General features: G+C 66.4%; 17 protein-coding genes. 9 read left to right on the plus strand and 8 right to left on the minus strand.

The window, feature by feature from the left end; genetic code table 11:
- Window positions 1-149: 149 nt before the first annotated feature.
- Entirely contained in the window at window positions 150-1,622 is a 1,473-nt protein-coding gene (locus tag AADJ04_RS12940; protein ID WP_341239846.1) for a deoxyribodipyrimidine photo-lyase, read from the minus strand.
- A 21-nt stretch (window positions 1,623-1,643) separates the two neighbouring features.
- Between AADJ04_RS12940 and AADJ04_RS12945 the strand changes: the two genes are divergently transcribed.
- The 6 genes from AADJ04_RS12945 to AADJ04_RS12970 all read left to right on the plus strand — a co-directional run bounded on the left by AADJ04_RS12945 (window position 1,644) and on the right by AADJ04_RS12970 (window position 6,514).
- Window positions 1,644-2,243, plus strand: coding sequence for a YqgE/AlgH family protein (locus AADJ04_RS12945; protein WP_341239847.1), 600 nt, complete (start codon window positions 1,644-1,646; stop codon window positions 2,241-2,243).
- A complete protein-coding gene (gene ruvX, locus AADJ04_RS12950; protein WP_066696945.1) occupies window positions 2,240-2,707 on the plus strand; it encodes a Holliday junction resolvase RuvX in 468 nt (155 codons plus the stop codon). Before AADJ04_RS12945 ends, ruvX begins: the two co-directional genes overlap by 4 nt.
- Window positions 2,704-3,225: a bifunctional pyr operon transcriptional regulator/uracil phosphoribosyltransferase PyrR gene (pyrR, locus tag AADJ04_RS12955; protein ID WP_341239848.1), complete on the plus strand. Its 522-nt coding sequence runs from the start codon at window positions 2,704-2,706 to the stop codon at window positions 3,223-3,225. Before ruvX ends, pyrR begins: the two co-directional genes overlap by 4 nt.
- 2 nt (window positions 3,226-3,227) lie before the next feature.
- Window positions 3,228-4,190, plus strand: coding sequence for an aspartate carbamoyltransferase catalytic subunit (locus tag AADJ04_RS12960; protein WP_044398807.1), 963 nt, complete (start codon window positions 3,228-3,230; stop codon window positions 4,188-4,190).
- A gap of 213 nt (window positions 4,191-4,403) precedes the next feature.
- Window positions 4,404-5,699, plus strand: coding sequence for a dihydroorotase (locus tag AADJ04_RS12965; RefSeq protein ID WP_044398804.1), 1,296 nt, complete (start codon window positions 4,404-4,406; stop codon window positions 5,697-5,699).
- Window positions 5,700-5,770: 71 nt separating this feature from the next.
- The gene (locus AADJ04_RS12970) at window positions 5,771-6,514 is read left to right on the plus strand and encodes a lysophospholipid acyltransferase family protein (RefSeq protein WP_066788778.1); all 744 of its coding nucleotides are present in this window, start codon (window positions 5,771-5,773) and stop codon (window positions 6,512-6,514) included.
- 82 nt (window positions 6,515-6,596) lie between these two features.
- Here AADJ04_RS12970 and AADJ04_RS12975 read toward each other — a convergent pair whose 3' ends face one another.
- Together AADJ04_RS12975 and AADJ04_RS12980 are read right to left on the minus strand one after the other, a co-directional pair.
- Window positions 6,597-8,219: a methyl-accepting chemotaxis protein gene (locus AADJ04_RS12975; RefSeq protein WP_341239849.1), complete on the minus strand. Its 1,623-nt coding sequence runs from the start codon at window positions 8,217-8,219 to the stop codon at window positions 6,597-6,599.
- 253 nt (window positions 8,220-8,472) lie between these two features.
- Entirely contained in the window at window positions 8,473-9,540 is a 1,068-nt protein-coding gene (locus AADJ04_RS12980; RefSeq protein ID WP_044398798.1) for an ABC transporter ATP-binding protein, read from the minus strand.
- A 131-nt stretch (window positions 9,541-9,671) separates the two neighbouring features.
- On the opposite strand from AADJ04_RS12980, the gene AADJ04_RS12985 reads away from it, so the two are divergent.
- Window positions 9,672-11,300 carry an iron ABC transporter permease gene (locus AADJ04_RS12985; protein ID WP_341239854.1) on the plus strand — a complete coding sequence of 543 codons (1,629 nt, stop codon included), beginning with the start codon at window positions 9,672-9,674 and terminating at the stop codon, window positions 11,298-11,300.
- A gap of 160 nt (window positions 11,301-11,460) precedes the next feature.
- On the opposite strand, the gene AADJ04_RS12990 is transcribed toward AADJ04_RS12985, so the two are convergent.
- From AADJ04_RS12990 to AADJ04_RS13010, 5 genes are all read right to left on the minus strand, one after another.
- The gene (locus AADJ04_RS12990) at window positions 11,461-13,101 is read right to left on the minus strand and encodes a PepSY-associated TM helix domain-containing protein (protein ID WP_341239850.1); all 1,641 of its coding nucleotides are present in this window, start codon (window positions 13,099-13,101) and stop codon (window positions 11,461-11,463) included.
- 16 nt (window positions 13,102-13,117) lie between these two features.
- Entirely contained in the window at window positions 13,118-15,259 is a 2,142-nt protein-coding gene (locus AADJ04_RS12995; RefSeq protein WP_341239855.1) for a TonB-dependent receptor, read from the minus strand.
- A 274-nt stretch (window positions 15,260-15,533) separates the two neighbouring features.
- Window positions 15,534-15,893, minus strand: a complete 360-nt coding sequence (locus AADJ04_RS13000) for a DUF2946 family protein (RefSeq protein ID WP_066693953.1) — start codon at window positions 15,891-15,893, stop codon at window positions 15,534-15,536.
- A 54-nt stretch (window positions 15,894-15,947) separates the two neighbouring features.
- A complete protein-coding gene (locus AADJ04_RS13005; protein WP_341239851.1) occupies window positions 15,948-16,697 on the minus strand; it encodes a LytTR family DNA-binding domain-containing protein in 750 nt (249 codons plus the stop codon).
- Window positions 16,694-17,890 (minus strand): histidine kinase, encoded by a 1,197-nt coding sequence (locus AADJ04_RS13010; RefSeq protein WP_341239856.1) that lies wholly within the window; start codon window positions 17,888-17,890, stop codon window positions 16,694-16,696. The genes AADJ04_RS13005 and AADJ04_RS13010 overlap by 4 nt, the downstream gene beginning before the upstream one ends.
- 49 nt (window positions 17,891-17,939) lie before the next feature.
- Here AADJ04_RS13010 and argH point away from each other — a divergent pair, with 49 nt between their 5' ends.
- Together argH and AADJ04_RS13020 are read left to right on the plus strand one after the other, a co-directional pair.
- Window positions 17,940-19,409, plus strand: coding sequence for an argininosuccinate lyase (gene argH, locus AADJ04_RS13015; protein WP_341239852.1), 1,470 nt, complete (start codon window positions 17,940-17,942; stop codon window positions 19,407-19,409).
- Window positions 19,410-19,458: 49 nt separating this feature from the next.
- Window positions 19,459-19,966: tripartite tricarboxylate transporter substrate-binding protein (locus AADJ04_RS13020; protein WP_341239853.1), on the plus strand; the 508-nt coding region annotated here is incomplete at its 3' end.

A 19,966-nucleotide genomic window follows, 5' to 3' on the forward strand; every position in this document is an offset into this window, starting at 1 on the left:
AACACGCTCCCTTTTACTGGATCAAGCCGCCTGCGGGCTTAACTGACTGGCATTGGCCTTCGGGCGGTTTTTTCATGGGTGGCAGATACCGGGTGCAAGGGGCGATAGCGCGCCACGGGGCGCGCGCTGCGGCCCCACCGGGTGGCGTGCTAGGGCGCTGCTGCCTTCACCACCGCGTAGCGCTCCAGCGTTGTTTGGCGTGCCTCATCGTGTTGCCCGATGGGAAGAGGGTAGGTGTGGCCCAAGGTAACACCTGCTGCCTGCAATTCCAGCGGCCTGGCCGCCCAAGGGGCGTGCAGCGCGGCTTTGCTCAGCCCAGCGAGCTGCGGCAGGTAGCGGCGTATGAACTTGCCCTTCGGGTCAAACTTCTCGCTTTGGCTGACCGGGTTGAAGATGCGGAAATAGGGCTGCGCGTCGCAGCCGCTGGAGCTGGCCCATTGCCAGCCACCGTTGTTGGCGGCAAGGTCAAAGTCATTGAGCTGCTGCGCAAAATACTGCTCGCCCCAGCGCCAATCAATGCCCAGGTCTTTCACCAGAAAGCTGGCCACCACCATGCGCAAGCGGTTGTGCATGTAGCCCGTCTGGTTGAGCTGTGCCATGGCAGCATCGACCAGGGGATAGCCTGTTTGCCCGTCGCACCAGGCCTTGAACAGCGCTTGTGCCGCGTCGCCCTGCTCCCATGCGATGGAGTCATAAGCGGGTTTGAAGCTGCGCTCTGCCACATGGGGGTGGTGGTAGAGAATCTGGAAGTAGAAGTCGCGCCAGATCAGTTCATTCAGCCAAGTGGCAGCGCCTGGGTTGCCCTGCTGTGCCAGGGCGTGCGCGGTGCGCGCCAGCAGCCGGGGCGAGATGGTGCCAAAGCGCAGGTGCACGCTGAGGTAGCTCGGCCCTTTCACGGCCGGAAAGTTGCGCGTTTCTTCGTAACGCTCAATGCGCTGCAGGAAGTCATCAAACAACTGCTGCGCACCCCGGCTTCCCGTGGGCAATTTCAGATGACCCAGAGTGCTTTGTTCAAAGCCGATCGCACCCAGCGTGGGCACGGGGCGCGTGTGTTCTGGCGGCCGCGGCGCCAGTCGGTGTGCGTGGCGCTCTACCGGGTAGCTTTTCAGGAAGAAGGCATTGATTTTGCGCAGCCATGCATTTTTGTACGGCGTAAACACGCTGTAGGGCGTGCCCGATTGGGTAAGCACCTCGTCCCGCTCCAGCACCGTATGGTCTTTGTAGGTGTGCATCGCCACACCGTTTCGCGCCAGCTGGGTGCGCACAGCGTTGTCGCGTTGCAAGGCCTGGGGCTCGTCATCATGGTTGGTGAAGACGGCATTCGCACCCAGCGCCTGGGCCAGCTGGGGCACGGCATCGACGGCTGCCGCGTGCAGCACGATGAGGCCTCCCTGCGCGTGGCCACTCAACTCACGCAGATGAGTATCCAGCTCTACCAGCGATTCGCGGATGAACTCCACGCGCCGGTCGGCCCGGGGCAGCGGGGCGAGGATGTCGGTGTCGAAGACAAAAACGCAATGCACTTGCTGGCATTGGGTCAGTGCGTGGTACAGGGCGGCATGGTCCAGTGCGCGCAGGTCGCGCCGGAACCAGACAAGGCCGGTGGCGTAAGAGGGCTCCATGTTCACCGTTAAAATTGGACAATGTCTTCCGATTCTGCGCCCATCAACCTGACGCATCATTTTTTGATCGCCATGCCCGGTCTTGAAGATGAGTCTTTCGCGCGCAGTGTGGTGTACCTGTGCGAGCACAGCGAACGCGGTGCTCTGGGTCTCATCATCAACAAGCCCTCCGATATCACTCTCAAAGGGCTGTTCGACAAGGTCGATTTGTCTTTGCGCCGCGAGGATCTGACCCAGGAACCTGTGTTTCAGGGTGGTCCGGTGCAAACCGAACGCGGTTTTGTGCTGCATGAGCCCCTGCTCGCAGGCACCGAAAAAGCCGACGAATCCGCCTATGCCTCGAGCATGGCGATTCCTGGTGGCCTGGCCATGACTACCTCCAAGGACGTGCTGGAAGCCCTTTCCACGGGCGCCGGGCCTCGTCGGGTGCTGGTCACGCTGGGATATTCATCGTGGGGCGAGGGCCAGCTGGAGTCTGAGCTGGCCGAAAACGCCTGGCTCACCGTGGGCGCCGACATGTCCGTGATTTTCGACACGCCCGTGCCCGAGCGCTACGACCGTGCGCTGGGCTTGCTCGGCTTGCAGGCCTGGATGATCTCTCCTGAGGCGGGGCACGCATGACCGGGCTTCCCGCTCAGCCTACCGCTTCCGTCCAGCCCGCCGTTCCCGCGCAGTTTCAGACTTTTCTTGCTTTTGATTTTGGCCTCAAGCGCACGGGGGTGGCCTCGGGCAACCGCATGCTGCGCACGGCCAGCCCGCAGGCCACCATCAAGGCCGAGGGTGACGCCCGCTTCGCCCAGGTGGCCCAGCGCATCAAGGAATGGCAGCCCGACGCGCTGGTCATCGGCGTGCCCTACCACCCCGATGGCGCCAGCCACGAGAACACGCAGCGTGCCCTGAAATTTGGCCGCCAATTGCGCGGGCGCTTTGGTCTGCAGGTGTTTGAGGTGGACGAGCGCTACAGCACCACCGAAGCCCATGCCGAGCGGTCGCGCGGCGGATCCGGTTTTGCCAGTGGCGCCAAGGATGCCGACGCCGCCTCGGCCTGCATCATCCTGGAACAGTTTTTGAGGAACCTCCCATGACGACTTCTCCTGTCGGCCAAGCCGGCAGCCTCGTGCTCGACGCCGAGGCCCTGTACCGCGAGCTGCTGCGCGGCGTGCGCAGCATGTTGACCCCCACCACGCGCCTGGCGGGCATCGCCTCGGGCGGTGCCTGGCTGGCCGAACGCCTGCAAAAAGACCTGGGCCTGGAAGGCGCTCCCGGCGTGCTGTCATCGGTCATGCACCGCGACGACTTTGCCCGGCGCGGGCTGGCCGCCGGGGCGCAAACGGCGCTGCCCTTTGATGTGAACGGCGCCGATGTGCTGGTGCTCGACGACGTGCTCTACACCGGCCGCACCATCCGCGCCGTGCTCAACGAGCTGTTTGACTACGGTCGTCCCGCCAGCGTTCGCCTGGCCGTCTTGGTGGACCGGGGCGGGCGCGAATTGCCCGTGCAGGCCGACTTTGCTGCTGCCCGTGTGGCGCTGCCGGGCAGCCAGTCGCTGGCCCTCGCGCGCAATGAGCAGGGCACTTTCCAGTTCCAAGTCCAGGAGGCCTGACCGTGCTGCACAAGCGCAACCCCCAACTCAATAAGAACGGCGAGCTGATCCACCTGCTCTCCATCGAAGGCCTGCCGCGTGACATCGTCACGCACATTCTCGACACGGCCGCCAACTTCGTGAGCGTGAACGACCGCGAAGTGAAGAAGGTGCCGCTGCTGCGCGGCAAAAGCGTGTTCAACCTGTTCTTCGAGAACAGCACGCGCACGCGCACCACCTTCGAGATCGCGGCCAAGCGCCTGTCTGCCGACGTGATCAACCTCGACATCGCGCGCAGTTCGGCCAGCAAAGGCGAGTCGCTGCTCGACACCATCGCCAACCTGAGCGCCATGGCGGCTGACCTGTTCGTGGTGCGTCACAGCGAATCGGGGGCTCCGTACCTGATTGCGCAGCACGTGGCTCCCCATGTGCACGTGATCAACGCGGGCGATGGCCGCCATGCCCACCCCACGCAGGGGCTGCTGGATATGTACACCATCCGCCACTACAAGAAGGATTTCAGCAACCTCACCGTGGCCATCGTGGGCGACGTGCTGCACTCCCGCGTGGCGCGCTCGGACATCCATGCCCTCACCACCCTCGGCGCGGCCGAAGTGCGTGTGGTGGGCCCACGCACGCTGGTGCCGGGCGACATGGCGCAGATGGGCGTGCGCGTGTGCCACACGCTGGAAGAGGGCATCAAGGACGCCGACGTGGTCATCATGCTGCGCCTGCAGAACGAGCGCATGAGCGGGGCTCTGTTGCCGTCCAGCCAGGAATACTTCAAGAGCTTTGGCCTCACGCAGGAAAAGCTGCAGCTGGCCAAGCCCGATGCCATCGTGATGCACCCCGGCCCTATCAACCGGGGCGTGGAGATCGACTCCGCTGTGGTCGATGGCAAGCAAAGCGTGATCTTGCCGCAGGTGACTTTCGGCATCGCGGTGCGCATGGCGGTCATGTCCATCGTTGCTGGAAATGAAGCCTAACCCCCGCAACGCAATGCCCCCTGTGCCGCTTCGCGTCATCCCCCAAGGGGGACGCCACCCCTGGCCCGGCGAAGCCGGTTCCACGGTGGCACTGGCATTTGGTCGGCTGTGGTGCAAATAGGCGGGCACAATGTTGAGCGATGTAGATGCTATGTATTTAATAGCTGCTTGCGCTTATCCGGTAAGCGTTAGTGGCCAATTTGGCTTGAAATCATGAAAATCCTGATCCAGAACGGCCGTGTGATCGACCCCGCTTCGGGCCTTGACCAGATCTGCGACGTGGCCGTGGCGGCCGGGCGCATTGTGGGCCTGGGGCGCGCCCCGGCAGACTTTGCCCCCACTCGCACCATTGATGCCTCGGGCTGCATCGTCTTGCCCGGCCTGGTGGACCTGGCGGCGCGCCTGCGTGAGCCCGGCCACGAGCACGAAGGCATGCTCGAATCCGAAATGGCCGCCGCCGTGGCCGGTGGCGTGACCAGCCTGGTCTGCCCGCCCGATACCGACCCCGTGCTCGACGAGCCGGGGCTCGTGGAGATGCTCAAGTTCCGCGCCGAGAAGCTGCACCAGTCGCGCCTGTTCCCGCTGGGCGCTTTGACACGCGGTTTGGCCGGCGAGGTGCTGACCGAGATGGCCGAGCTGACCGAGTCCGGCTGCGTGGGCTTTGGCCAGGCCGAGGTGCCGCTGGCCAGCACCCAGGTGCTGCAGCGCGCCTTGCAGTACGCCGCCACCTATGGCTACACCGTGTGGCTGCGCCCGCAAGAGATGCACCTGGGCAAGGGCGTGGCCGCCAGCGGCCCGCTGGCCACGCGTTTGGGCCTGTCGGGCGTGCCCGTGGCGGCCGAGACCATTGCGCTGCATACCATTTTTGAACTGCTCAAAACCACGGGCACCCGCGTGCACCTGTGCCGTATCAGCAGCGCTGCGGGCGTGGAACTGGTGCGCCGCGCCAAGGCCGATGGCCTCAAGGTGACGGCCGACGTGAGCATCAACTCGCTGCACCTCACCGATGTGGACATCGGCTTCTTCGACAGCCGCGCCCGCCTGTCGCCCCCGCTGCGCCAGCAGCGCGACCGCGATGCGCTCAGCGCCGCGCTGGCTGATGGCACCATCGACGTGCTGGTGTCAGACCACAACCCCGTGGACGAAGACGCCAAGACCCTGCCCTTTGCAGAAGCTGAGCCCGGTGCCACCGGGCTGGAGCTGCTGCTGTCGTTGGCGCTCAAGTGGTCGCAAGACCAGGGCGTGCCGCTGCAGCGCGCCCTGGCCGCCATCACCGCCGAGCCCGCCCGCGTGCTGGGCACGGCCCTGGGTACGCTGCAAGCCAGCGTGGGCCAGTTGGTCGAAGGCGGCGTGGCCGACCTGTGCGTGTTCGACCCCCAGGCCGCCTGGACGGTGCAGGCCGACGCCCTGCGCAGCCAGGGCAAGCACACACCGTTTTCGGGCTACGAACTGCCCGGCTGCGTGCGCGCCACCCTGGTGGGTGGGCATGTGGCGTTTGAGCGGGCCTGAATGCGCTTGAAGGCTTCCAGGCCGCTCGCACGGGGTTCTCTCGCTGATTTGCACAGCGTGCCGGGGGGCCTGTGAAGCTGCCACGGGCGCTCTGGCGCTGTGCGCGCCTGCTGGGCCATGTGCTGCATGGCCTGTGGGTGGTCACGCTGCGTTTTCCGCGCATGTCGCAAGAGCAGCAATACATCCGCGTGCAGGCGTGGTCGCAGCAGTTGCTCGCGTGTGCCGGTATCTCGTTGCGGGTGCAGGGCACGCCGCCGGTGCGTGGCCCGGTCATGCTGGTGGCCAACCACATTTCGTGGCTCGATATTCCGGTGATGCACGCGGCGCGGCATTGCTGCTTCATCTCAAAGTCAGACGTGCAGGGCTGGCCCTTGATTGGCACGCTGGCCACTGCTGGCGGCACGCTGTACATCGAACGCACCTCGCGCCGCGACGCCATGCGCATGGTGCGCACCATGCAAGAAGCCCTGCAGCGCAACGAGGTGCTGGCGGTGTTTCCGGAGGGCACCACGGGCGATGGCCGAGCCATGTTGCCCTTCCATGCCAACCTACTGCAAGCCGCTGTGGCGGCCGATGCGCCGGTCGTACCCGTGGGGCTGCGGTTTGTTGACAAGGCCACTGGTGCCACCAGCTTTGCGCCCAGCTACATCGGTGACGAGACCCTGCTGGGCTCCATCTGGCGCACCCTGAGCGCCCCGGCCATTGAGGCGGTGGTGACGTACGGAGAGCCCGAAACCTCCCAGGGCCGTGACCGCCGCGAATGGGCCATCCACCTGCAGGCTGTGGTGGACCAATTGCGCCAGCAGCAGGGCTGAGCAACGCCGCTGCTGCTGCTCCGCCGTGGTGGGCTTGGCAAATCAGGCGCGGCGATAGCTCCTGGCTCACCGCCTCAGCTCTTCAGGCGCTTGGCAGTGCTGGCATGCGGACAGGGCCCGGCACCGGCAGCGCCTCGTGCTGTGGGGGCAACACAAACTGGCTGATCAGGTGCGTGAGCTCGTTGGCCTGGTGGCGCAGGCCCTCTGAGGCGGCGGCAGACTCTTCCACCAGGGCCGAGTTTTGCTGCGTCATCTGGTCCAGGCGCGCCACGGCCGTGTTGATGTCGTTGATGTCGCGGGTCTGCGAGAGCGTGGTGGTGCTGATGTCGCTGATCATGCTGGCGACGTTGCGAATCGACTCCACGATCTGGCCCATGGTGTGGCCCGCGCCATTGACCAGGGCGGTCCCGGTCTCCACGTTCTGGGCCGAGGTGGCGATCAGCCCCTTGATCTCGCGGGCGGCTTCGCCCGCGCGCATGGCCAGCTGGCGCACTTCGGCCGCCACCACGGCAAAGCCCCGGCCTTGCTCGCCCGCGCGGGCGGCTTCCACAGCGGCGTTCAGCGCCAGGATGTTGGTCTGGAAGGCAATGCTGTCGATCACCCCGGTCACTTCCTCTACCTTGCGGGACGACTGCTGGATGTTCTGCATGGTGCGCACCACCTGGGCCATCGCGTTGCCGCCCTCGGTGGCCACTGCCGATGCGTGGTTGGCCATGTGCTCGGCCCGGGCTGCTGTTTCGCTGGATTGGTGCAGGCGTTGCGTCACCTGCTCCAGCGCAGCGGCCGTTTGCTGCAGGCTGGACGCCGTGCCTTCCGTGCGCTCGGACAGGTCGGTATTGCCCTGCGCAATCTCGTGGGCTGCCAGGCGCACGCTCTGGGCGGACTGGCGCACCTGCATCACCAAGGTGCGCAGGGCTTCCTGCATGGTGTTCAGCGACAGCAGCAACTGGCCTGCCTCATCCCGGTTGTGCCCTTCGATGTTCTCGCGCAGGTCCAGGCTGGACACGCGCTGGGCCGTGGCGTTGGCCGTGCCGATGGGGCGCGAAATGCTGCGCACCAGCCACCAGGTCAGCACGCTGCCCAGCAGCAGGGCTGTGGCGCAAAACAGGGTCAGCGCCACCTGGGCGCGTTGGCTGCTTTGTGCAATCTGGGCACCCGCTGCGTCAATTGCATCGCGCTGCGATTGCGCCAGCTGCTGCAAAGACCCGAGCAGGGCGGCTGCACTGGGCTCAAAGCGTTCCGTGAACACCTTGCGGATGCGTTCGGTCAGGCCAAAGTCCCGCGCCGTCACCAGTTCTTTGACGGCGGCCTGAAAGTCTTGCGCCTTGTCGTGTGTACCGGTGAGCAGGGCTTGCTCCGCAGGCGTTTGCAGGCGCGTGGCCAGCTGCTCCATCAGCTCGCGGTAGTGGGTTTGGGTGCGTTCAATGTCGGCCGACAGAATCTCGCCCACTTCAGGCTCGGAACTCAAGGCCATCGCCTTGTAGCGTTCGGTGTTGATGGCTTGCAGCCGGTACGCATCGGCCACCAGGCGTTCGGTGGCCACGTTGTTTTCAATGGCCTGGCGGGTGGCTGCGTCCACGCTACGCAAGGACCATACTCCAATGGCAGAGCCGGCCAGCGTGAGCAAAAGTACGGTCACGAAAGTGGCCAGCAGGCGGCGACCAAGGATGTTGGTGGTGCGGGGTGCAGGAGCGGTAGCGATCATGGCAAGTCGGTGGAACCCACCTGCGTTCGCCGGGCCCCTCACTGACGGGGCTGCACTGGCACCTGCGCGCAGGCGGTGGCATTGGGCAATATCACCCAACGCCATTGGGCCTGCAAAGTGTGACAATTTGTTTGCATTGCGGCTGGACTATCGCCACCGGCTGCAACCTTGTCAAATTGCTATGAAAAATATAGCTGCCGCCGCTTTTTCAGCGGGCGCTAGAGGCTGATTTGACGCAAATTGTCCGGTGGCCTCATGCGCCGCGTGCAAAGGTCACCACATGGTCCACCTGGGCGCGAATGCCAATCCACTCGCCCACGGCATGGTCGTGGTGGCTGGGCACGTGGGCCATGACCTGCAGGCCGCTGCGCAGCCGCAGGGTGTACAGAAATTCTGACCCGCGAAACGCCTTGCGCACGATCTGCGCCTGCACCGGTGCGTGGTCGTCGTGCACGATGTCGTCGGCGCGCAGCAGCACATCGCATTCGCCGCCGGGGTAGCTGCTGGGCAGTGGACACTCGGCCAGATCGGTCAGGTCACCCAGGGGGGTTTGGGCCACCACGTTGGTGCCGCGCTGCACCAGCGTGGCCGGGGCAAACACGCCATGGCCGATGAAGTCGGCCACAAAGCGCGTGGCCGGGCGGTGGTACAGGGTGTACGCGTCGTCCCACTGGTGCAGGTGGCCCTCGTGCATCACGCCGATCACATCGCCAATGGCAAAGGCCTCGAACTGGTCGTGCGTCACAAACAAGGCGGTGGCCCCTGCGGCTTTCAGGATGCCGCGCACCTCGTGCGCCAGCCGTTCGCGCAGGTCTACGTCCAGGTTGGAAAAGGGCTCGTCCAGCAGCATGAGCTGCGGGCGCGGCGCCAGGGCACGGGCCAGGGCCACGCGCTGCTGCTGGCCGCCCGAGAGTTCGTGGGGGTAGCGGTTTTCGCTGCCTTCCAGGCCCACCAGTTGCAGCACCTCGGCCACGCGGGCAGCTTGTTCGGCGCGCGGCAGCTGGTGGATGCCGAAGGCCACATTGCGGCCCACGGACAGGTGCGGGAACAGCGCGTAGTCCTGAAACACCATGCCAATGCGGCGCTGCTCGGGCGGCACGCTCAGCGTGGCACTGCTCACCACGCTTTTGGTCAGGCGGATTTCACCGCTGGAAACAGGCTCCAGCCCCGCTACGGCACGCAGCAAAGTGGTCTTGCCGCAGCCAGAAGGGCCAATGAGCACGCCGATGTCGCCCGCATGCAAGCCCAGCGAAACACCATGAACGGCGGCTTGTGCGCGGCCGGCGTAGCGCACATCGAGTTGGGAGACCTCTAGGAACATCCCGCCATTCTAGGTGGCGAATGCTTAAAATTCGCATTTGCATCCCAGCCGCCGCGGCGCGCAAGGGCCGTGCCGCCCTGGCGGGTGGCCCCCTGGCGCTGTGTTCCATCCGCCTCCATAGATTGCCCGTCTTGCGCCGCAGCCCCTTTGCTCTCCGTTCCCTGGCCCTGATTTTGTTGGCGGGCGTGCTTGCCTTGCCGGTATTGGCGGTGCTGGCGTCCTGGCTCCCCTGGGGGCAGGGAGACGCCCAGGCGGGCAGCATCTTGCGCGAGATGGCGGCCACGGTGCTGCCGGGCTATGTGGGTACCACCCTGTGGCTGAGTGTGATGGTGGCCTTGGGCGCGGCCCTGGTGGGCACCGCTGCTGCGGCGGCGGTTACGCTGTTTGATTTTCCGGGGCGGCGCACGTTTGAATGGCTGTTGCTGCTGCCGCTGGCCATGCCCGCGTATGTCACGGCCTATGCGTACACCGACTTTTTGCAGTTCAGCGGCCCCCTTCAGGTGGGCTTGCGCAACATGTTTGGCCTGGAAGGCCGCCTGCTGCCTGAAGTGCGCAGCCTGGGTGGTGCGGTGTGTGTGTTCATCTTCTCGCTGTACCCCTATGTGTACCTGCTGGCCCGCACGGCCCTGGGTGAGCGTGCGGCGCAACTCATGGAGGCAGCGCGGTTGCTGGGTGCCCCGCTGCCGCGCCGCATCCGGGCGGTGGCCTTGCCCCTGGCCCGCCCGGCCGTGGCTGCAGGCGTGGCGCTGGTGCTGATGGAGACCCTGGCCGACTTCGGCGTGGCCAGCTACTTTGGCATTCAGACCTTCACCACCGGCATCTACAAAGCCTGGTTGTCCATGGACAACCGCCTGGCGGCGGCCCAGCTGGCCACCATGCTGCTGGTGGTGGTGCTGGCCCTGTTGCACCTGGAGCACCGCGCCCAAAAGCGCATGCGCTTTGCCGCCGGTGGGGTGGGGCGTGCGGGCTCGTCAGAGGCGCAACCGCTGGTGCTGCGCGGTGGCTTGCGCGTGGCGGCATGGCTGGTGTGCGGCCTGCCGGTGCTGATGGGTTTTGTGGCACCGATTGCTTTCATGCTGCGGCCGCTGGCGGCCGACTGGTCGGTGCTGCCCTGGGGCCGTTTTGTGGAATGGGCCTGGCACAGTGTGCGGCTGGGCGGCATCACTTCTGCCCTGGCTGTGGCCGTGGCGTTGACGCTGGCCTTTGCCGTGCGCCGTCGCCCCGATGGCGTGACGCGCGGCGTGGTGCAACTGGCCAGCCTGGGCTATGCGGTGCCGGGGGCTGTGATTGTGGTGGGGCTGCTGCTGCCCGTGGGCTGGCTGCAGGCCGCCGTGCCGCAGTGGGGCATTGGCGCGCTGGTGACGGCCACGGCAGTGGGCATTGTGTGGGCGTACCTGGTGCGCTTTTGTGCGGTGGCCCTGCAGTCGGTGCAAAGCGGCTATGCGCGCATTCCAGCCAGCCTGGATGATTCCGCCCGCATGCTGGGCATGGGAAGCCTGGGGCTCATGGCGCGGGTACATTGGCCGCTGCTGCGTCGCTCTACCGCTGCCGCCGCGCTGCTGGTGTTTGTGGACGTGATGAAGGAGCTGCCCGCCACCATGGTGCTGCGCCCTTTCAACAGCGACACCCTGGCCGTGGTGGCCTACCAGCTGGCCCGCGACGAGCGCCTGGGCGAAGCTGCCTTGCCGTCGCTGGCGCTGGTGGCGGTGGGCCTGGTGCCGGTGATTCTGCTCAGCCGCACCTTGCGCAGCCGCCACTGAGACGGCTGTGCCTTGCAATGAATCACGTCGTTGGTTCGCCTTCCCGTGATACAGCACGGTCTGCCATTTCCTGTCCGGTGATCTGAGGGAATGCAAAACCGTATGAGCCTGCGGCGCGGCGTCGTTGCCGCCTCGCAGTCTGCTCATGCACTCGGAGCCGTCAGACATTGCCAGCTTGCGGGCTGGCCCTGCCGGTAGTTGCGCTCGCTGCAGCTGCCCGCGCGGTGCGTGGGTGTGCCGCTTTCGCTCCTGACCGCGCCTTGACCCGCAAGCGCCGCCAGCCCACCACCACCCCTGTCACGCTCAGGGCCGTGCCACCCAGGCTCAGCACGATCAGCACCACGTCCCACAGCGGGCGGCGCTCCAGCAGGGGCAGCCAGTCCCAACTGTGCAGCATGGAAAACAGCCAGCGGCTGGTGCGGCGGTGGGTGTCGGTGCGGCCCAGCACGGTGCCCGTGCGTGGGTCGATGTGCACCCAGGTGGCATGCGGGTCGGCAAACACCACCCGCCACACGGGCAAGGGCTTGTCGGCGCCACCGCCCATGGTGTGCGGGGCCCGGTCGTAATAGTGCAGGTCGTACGCGTTCAGCGTTTGCACTTCCTGTACGGGCGCGTCCACCAGGCGTGCGGCTGCGGCGGTCAGCTCCCGCGGGGCGATGGCATGGTGCGCGGCGGTGGTTGCGTCCAGCAGCGTGGCCACGCCGCTGGGGCTCCAGGCCTGCACCACGGTGTGGCCCGCCGCGCGCACCCAGCGCAGCTCGCGCACGTTGGGCGTAGCCTGTGCCAGCAAGGCCTGCACGCTGGCCAGGGGAGGGCCACTGGCCAGTTGCAGGGGGCCGCCGTGCATGGCAGCGGTGCGCAGGGGCGGTGCACCGCTGTCAAACAGCTTCCAGGGGTTCATCGACATCAGCCCGCTGAACACCCAGGTGGTGGTGACCGCTGCGAACAGCAGTCCCGTGGTGTGGTGCCACTTCATCATGCCGCTGGGGTAGGGCGAGCGTGAACCGCTTTTGTAGCGTGCCCCCGTGAAGCGCCAGCGCAGCACGCCCACCACGGTGCCCGTGAGCGCCAGCACGATGCCGGCGATGGACAGCCAGTTCACGATGTCCGTCCAGTACCGGTCGAACACATTGCCCCGGAAAGGGTAGAGCCAGTGGATCCATGCGCCTGCGTAGTTCCACAGGCGTTCCGTGCGGGTGGCGTCGCGCACCACCTCGCCCGTGGCGCTGGAGACATACACCACGGTGTCCTCTGCATCACCCAGGGCCACGGTGTGCAAGGGTCGGTGCATGTCCAGCGCCCTGGAATGGGTGAACGCGTCTTCGCTCACCATGCCCAGGTGCTGGGGGTAGGCGTCTGCTGCCAAGGCGCTGTCACGCGACGAGGCGAAGGTTTGGGCCGATGCCAGCGCGTGGGCGGCTGATACGTTGCGGATCAGCTCGCCCGTGGTGGCATCGATGACCACTGGCGCTGGCTTGGATCGCCTTGCGGCCCTGCTGCCGGGCTCCAGGTCGGTGGCCGGGGTGGCCACATACACGGGGCGGCCACCACTGGCCAGCGCCAGCCGCAGCTCTTGCAGCGGGCCCTGCAAGCCTGCCGCTTGCAGGGTCTGGGCAGGCTCCAGTGCAACGGGCACCCCGCGCAGCGGAGGCAGGTGCTCCAGCCGCTCGGCCGGTGTGAGCTTGGGGTAGCCCACGTACATCATGACGATGCCAGAGATGAACCAGAGGGCGAAGACGCTGCACAGCAGCACCCCCAGCCAACGGTGAACCAGGTAAAGCCAGCGTTTGGCGTGCCGCATGGGGTGCTCTGCCTTTTTAGAACGCGGTGTGGAGTGTCACGTCCAGCGTGCGTGGGGCGCCCAGGTAGACTTGGCCGCTGCCCACATTGGCGGCGTAGATCCGGTCTGTGGCATTGCGCAGGCGGGCCGTCAGTGTGGTGGCGGGCTGCAGCCTCCAGGCTACGCCCAGGTCCAGCAGCGTGTAGGCGGGCCAGTGTTGCGTGTTGGCGGCATTGGCATACACCTTGCCCACATGGCGCACGCCCGCGCTGGCTGTCCATGTCGGCGTCAGGGCATAGCTCACCCACAGGTTGGCCACCGTCTGAGGTGTGTTGGTGGGCGTTTTGCCAGCCAGCGAAACGCCGCCTTGCACAAAGTTCTCATAACGCGCCTGCGTGCGCACCAGGTTGCCTTGCAGCTGCCAGCGTGCATGGGGGCGCAGCCCTGCGGCCAGTTCCACGCCTTTGGACGATTGCTCGCCCACCAGCAGTGTCTGGCTGCTGTTGTTGGGGTCTTGGGTGGCGATGTTCTTGCGCGTGATGTGGAAGGCCGCCACGGTGGCCGTGCCTTTGCCGCCCCAGAAGTCCAGCTTGCTGCCTACTTCGTACGAGCGGCCTGTGGTCAGCTCGGTGTTGTCGCGCACGTTGGCAAAGGTGGCAGTGCTCAGAACACCTGCTGGCGGATCGGCCGCGGTGGCGTACTGCGCGTACAGGTTCATGCCAGGCGCCACGTCCCACACCAGGCCCATGCGTCCGGTGGTGGGCTCGTAGCTGCGGGCCATGTGGGCGGGGCTGGTGGCCGTGATGGCGCGGCGATTGGTGAGGTCCAGCGCAATGCGCTCGTGCCGCAGCGCGGTTATCAGCTGCAGTGCGGGTGCCAGGGCGGTTCGGTTTTCCAGGTACACGGCGGTGGTCGTGACCTTGTTGTCGCGGTCATGCTGGAAGCCGGGCTTCATGCCCGGGATATTGAAGAAATACTCGGTGGTGAAGTTGTAGGGGTCCACCGTGCTCACGGTGGTGGACAGGCTGTTGGGGAAGCGTGTTTGCCGGTTCACGCTGAAGTCCAGCCCGGCAGACCAGTCGCTGCGCCGCCCGGCCAGGGTGCCTTGGTAGTTGGCTTCCAGGCGGTTGCCAATCACCTCGTGGTCATGCCGTTGCAGCAGCACGCCCGAGCGGGCCACCGCCGTGTTGGTGGCATTGAAGGCGTAGGTTTCGACGTTGCGGTAGTCGCGTAGCGCATCGTAGGCGTACAGGGTGTTGCGTAGCTGCAGTGCGTCTGACACCCTCCATTGCGACACAGAGCGCAGCCACTGCACGCGCTGTGCGTACAGCCCGTCGGCGCTGTTGTAGTTCTTGTCACGGGTGCCTGGATCAATGCGCAACTCCCCCACGGCCGGTTGCAGCACGGGGGTGCCCCAGTAAGGGCGGTGCACGTTTTTGTTCTGGTATTCGTAGGCCAGCAGGTGGCTCCAGCCGCTGCCCAGGTCAGACAGCAGTGATGCCGCCAGCTGCGTGGCGCGGCGCTCGGTGCCTTCCGTCCAGCTGCCGCCGTCACGGTGGTTCAGATCCAGTCGTGCGTAGTGTGCGGTTCCACCGCCCGCGGCTGTGGCCGCAGAGCCCAGGCGGCGGTTGATGCCGATGGACACTTCGCGCAGCCGGTGCGAGCCAGCACGCACCTGCGCTTCGGTGAAGTCGGTGCGCTCGGGCGTTTTGGTGATGTAGTTGATGGACCCGCCCACGGCGCCCGAGCCGAACAGGAAGCTCGACGGCCCGCCAATGGCCTCCACCCGGTCGTAGATCCAGCTATCCACGGGCCGCGCCGCAATGCTGTACTGCACCGTGATGCCGTTGAACAACTGGCCCAGCGAGCCGCTGCCAAAACCACGGTAGCTCACGCCCACGCTGCCCGGCGCATCGTGCGCGGTCACGCCGGGCACGGCCCGCAAGATTTCCTGGGTGTCCTGGGCGCCGCGCGCTTCGATGGTGGCGCGGTCCACCACGGTGACCGATGCGGGTGTCTCGCGCGCTGTCAGGCCCAGGCGGCTGCCGGTTTCCACGGGGGTGTCCAGGGAGAGCTTGCCGTTGGGGGTGGCAGAGCCCTCGGTCACCTCCACCACCGGCAGGGTGGCGGTTTGGGGTGTGGTGGTGGCCTTCTCCTGGGCTGATGTGCCCAGCGGCATGAATGCCAGTGCAGCAGCCACGCTGGCCACCAGGGTGTGCAGTGCGAATGGCGGCAGGCCCTGCGCGCGGCCAATGGACGAAAAGACGGAACGGCGCACGGCGGCGCCCACGGCCGCAGTGCGGCCCAAAGCTGGGAATGGCATGAAACATCACTCTGAAAGCAGCAGGCCAGCGCCAGGCAAGCCTTTGTCGGGCGCATCCTGCCGCGTATACGAACAGGCACCGCCAGCCCCAGGGCATGAAGGCACCGGGTGCGAGCGGATCAGGAACGGGTCAGAGTGAGTGCGGTGGGCCGCGCGCAGGCAGCGGAGCAGCCGTGGCGGCCGCAATGCGGGCCGCCTGCACGGGCTGCACGGCATGGGCCAGCGGGTGCGGGGGAGGAGGTGCCCAGGCCGCAGGGGCCGGAGGCGCGCCGGTAGCGGGGGCGCACAAGGGGCAGTCCATGTTGGTAGAGCCCATCTCTACCGCGCCGTCTTCGGTCTGCACCATCCACTTGATGGCCCCGGCACCAGAGCAGATCACTTCGATGGACTGTGGGTGGATGAGCGGCGATGCCACCGACACCCCAATGGAGGCGACGAACCACGCCAGCACCCAAAGGCGCAGGAGGGAGAGGGTTCGACGACTGGACATGGCGCGCGATTGTGTCCCGTGCCGGTGGTGTACCGCTTGATCTGACCGGGGTGGTCAGCGCGCCAGTTCTTCGCGCACTGCAGCCACTTGCCTGCGCGAGACCGACAGCACTTCGGTAGAGCCCTGCAAGCGCACGGCCCAGCCTTCGCCCTCGTCGGGGTCGTGGTGCTTTTCCAGCGCCCGCAGCGCGCGGCGCGCCACCAGGGCGTTGCGGTGGATGCGCAGGAAGCGCTCGCCATAGCGCGACTCCAGGTCGCTCAATGCACCATCCATGATGAAGCTGCGGGTGGCAGTGCGCACCGTCACGTACTTCTGCTCGGCCTTGAAATACAGCACCTCGTGCAGCGCAATGCGCTCGGTGCGGCCCCGGTCCTGGATGAGCAGCGTCTCGCCTTCGGGCAGGGTGGAGATGGGGGCAGGTGTGCTGGGGCGCAGCAGGCGCTGCATCTTGGCCAGCGCCTGCTGCAGGCGTTCGCGCCGCACGGGCTTGGTGAGGTAGTCCACAGCGTCCAGTTCAAACGCGCTCACCGCATGGTCGGCATAGGCAGTGACGAACACCACGGCAGGCGGCTGGGGCAGGGCCTGCACGGCGTGGGCCAGGCTCAGGCCGTCCTGGCCGGGCATGTGGATGTCCAGCAGCAGCACGTCAAAGCCGCGCCCGCCGGTGGGGCCCAGCAGCGCCAGCGCTTCGCCCGCGTTGCCTGCTTCTCCCACGGTGGTGCGCTGGCAGTCGGTGCAGTCGCTCAGCAGGGTGCGCAAGCGCTGGCGGGCCAGCGGTTCGTCGTCAACGATCAGGATGTTCATGGCGCTTTCGGCGGTGTGGAAGGTGAGGCTGTGCGTGGCGTGGTCGATGGTTTGCGGCGCCCCTTGGCGGCCCGCTGGGCTTGCAGTGCGCGGCGCATGGGGGCTTCCACCGGCAGCGTGATGCGCACCTGGTAGAGCCCGTCTTGCACCCCCGCCGTGAACTCGCCTTGCACGTCGTGCAGCAGTGCCAGCCGGGCACGCACATTGGCCAGCGCAATGCCATGGCCGCGTGGTGCATCGTTCTTGATGTGCGAGGGCGGCAGGGTGTTGGTGATGCGCACCACCACGCGGCTGCCGCGCAGCTCGGTCATCACCTTCAGCTTGCCGCCGCGCGGGCTGGGCTCCACACCGTGCTTGACGGCGTTTTCCACCAGCGGCTGCAGCAGCAGGGGCGGCAGGCGGGCGGCATCGGTGCGCGGGTCCAGGCTCCACTGCACCTGCAGGCGGTGGCCAAAGCGCACCTCTTCTATTGCCAGATAGCGCTGTGCCAGCGTGATTTCCTCGGCCAGCGTCACAGATTCGCCTTGCTCCACCAGCGCGTGCCGGAAGAGGTCGCTCAGGTCTTCCAGCAAAGACTCTGCCTTGGCTGGTTCGGCGCGCACCAGGGCGATGGCGCTGTTGAGGGTGTTGAACAGAAAGTGGGGGCGGATGCGCGACTGCAGTTCCGTCAGGCGTGCCGTGGTGGCCGCCGGGGTGCGGCCACGCGCGCGCAGCACCAGCGCCGTGACCAGCATGGCTGACAGCAGGGCCCCGCAGGCGGCGCTGGCGAGCCATGGGGGCGAGGGGGGCGCCACATTGGCCAGCTTGAGCATGGCGCAGGCATAGGCACCCGCCAGCGCCCCCAGCACCACGCCCGCTGCATATTGCTGGGCGGTGCTCAGGCGCTGCAGCACGGTCTTGAGGCTGCAGGCCGTGCCCAGCCAGACCAGCGTGGCGGGCAAGGCACCGCCCGTGAGCAGGGCCACCGTGGCCAGCCATTGGTAAAGCGTATCGGCCCCAAACATGGCCCCCACGCCCACCACCGTCTCCACAAACAGCACCGCGCGCAGCACCACCCCCAGGTGGCACGCATCGAACACCAGTGCCCGCCCGGCAGGGGCTTTGGAGCCCTTGGACCATGGCTGCGCCTGCGCAGAAGACGGTGTTTGTCCGCGCTCGGGGGGCAGGGTCGATAAAATTTCGGTGTTTTGCATTGGCATCCGGGCTGTCCGGGTGTCTGAACCATCCAATTATTGCCCTCCCATGTCCTCCAGCCAAGCCAACAACGCCGCGTCTGCGCCATCCCACAACCAGCTTGACACCAAGGCCCAGGCCTGGTCTGCGTTGTTCTCTGAGCCCATGAGCGACCTGGTCAAGCGCTACACCTCCAGCGTGTTCTTCGACAAGCGCCTGTGGCAGGCCGACATTGCAGGCAGCCTGGCCCACGCCGAGATGCTGGCCGCGCAAGGCGTGATCAGTGCGGAGGACCACGCTTCCATCCAGCGCGGCATGGCGCAGATCACACAGGAAATCGAATCTGGCGCGTTTGAATGGAAGCTGGACCTCGAAGATGTGCACCTGAATATCGAAGCCCGCCTGACCCAGCTGGTGGGCGACGCTGGCAAGCGCCTGCACACCGGCCGCAGCCGCAACGACCAGGTGGCCACCGACGTGCGCCTGTGGCTGCGCGGCGAGATTGACCTGATTGGCGACCTGCTCAAAGAACTGCAGATCTCGCTGGTCGATGTGGCCGAGCAGAACGTGGACGTGATCCTGCCCGGCTTCACCCACCTGCAGGTGGCGCAGCCCGTGAGCTTTGGCCACCACATGCTGGCCTATGTGGAAATGTTCAAGCGCGATGCCGAGCGCATGGCCGACGTGCGCCGCCGCACCAATGTGCTGCCGCTGGGCAGTGCAGCATTGGCTGGCACCACCTACCCGCTGGACCGCGAACGCGTGGCAAAAACCTTGGGCATGGAGGGCGTGTGCCAGAACAGCCTGGACGCCGTGAGCGACCGCGACTTCGCCATCGAGTTCACCTCCGCCGCCAGCCTGTGCATGGTGCACGTGAGTCGCTTGAGTGAAGAACTCATCATCTGGATGAGCCAGAACTTCGGCTTCATCAAGATTGCCGACCGCTTCACCACCGGCTCGTCGATCATGCCGCAGAAGAAGAACCCCGACGTGCCCGAGCTGGCGCGTGGCAAGACCGGCCGCGTGGTGGGCCACCTCATGGGCCTGATCACCCTGATGAAGGGCCAGCCCCTGGCCTACAACAAGGACAACCAGGAAGACAAGGAGCCGCTGTTCGACACCGTGGACACGCTCAAAGACACGCTGCGCATCTTTGCCGAAATGGTGGGCGGCCAGCTGAACCCCGCCACCGGCAAGAAGGAAGGCGGCATCACCGTCAACGCGCCTGCGATGGAGCAAGCCGCGCTCAAGGGCTACGCCACCGCCACCGACCTGGCCGACTACCTGGTGAAGAAGGGCCTGCCCTTCCGCGATGCACACGAAACCGTGGCCCATGCCGTCAAGGCCGCCACCACCCATGCGTGTGACCTGTCGGAGCTGCCCTTGACTGTGCTGCAAGGCTTCCACCCCGCCATCGAGAAGGATGTGTACGAATGCCTGAGCCTGCGCGGCTCGCTCAACGCGCGCAACACGCTGGGCGGCACCGCACCCGCCCAGGTGCGTGCGCAACTCGCTCGCCACCGCGCGCGCCTGGCCTGAGGGCCGCGTGCCTCGCCGTCTTGATTGCCACATCTACAGGAGCCATGCCATGACATCCCAACCCTCGCGCCGCAGCCTGCTGGCCCGCGCCGTGCGCACCACGGCCGTGCTGGGCGCGGCCCTTACCGTGGGGCTGGCCAGTGCCCAGTCTGCCAAACCGGTGCGCATTCTGGTGGGCTTTCCGCCCGGCGGCGGCAGTGATGCCATAGCCCGCCTGCTGGCCGAAAAGCTCAAGGACGAACTGCACATGCCCGTGGTGGTGGAAAACCGCCCCGGCGCAGGCGGGCAGATTGCGGCGCAGGCCCTCAAGGCCGCACCGGCCGACGGGCACACGCTGTTCCTGTCGCACGACCACACCATCTCCATCCTGCCCCAGGTGGTGAAGAACCCTGGTTACGACCCGGTGCACGACTTTGTGTCGGTGGGCGGTTTTGCCACGTTCGTGAATGCGTTCGCCGTCTCGGGTGGCACGCCGGCCAAGTCGTTCACCGAATACGTTCAGTGGGTCAAGACGGCCGGTGGCAGCAAGGGCGCGGTGGGTATTCCTGCGCCAGCTT

This window comes from uncultured Acidovorax sp. (assembly GCF_964021665.1).
In the GTDB taxonomy this organism is placed as follows: Bacteria; Pseudomonadota; Gammaproteobacteria; order Burkholderiales; family Burkholderiaceae_C; genus Acidovorax; species Acidovorax temperans.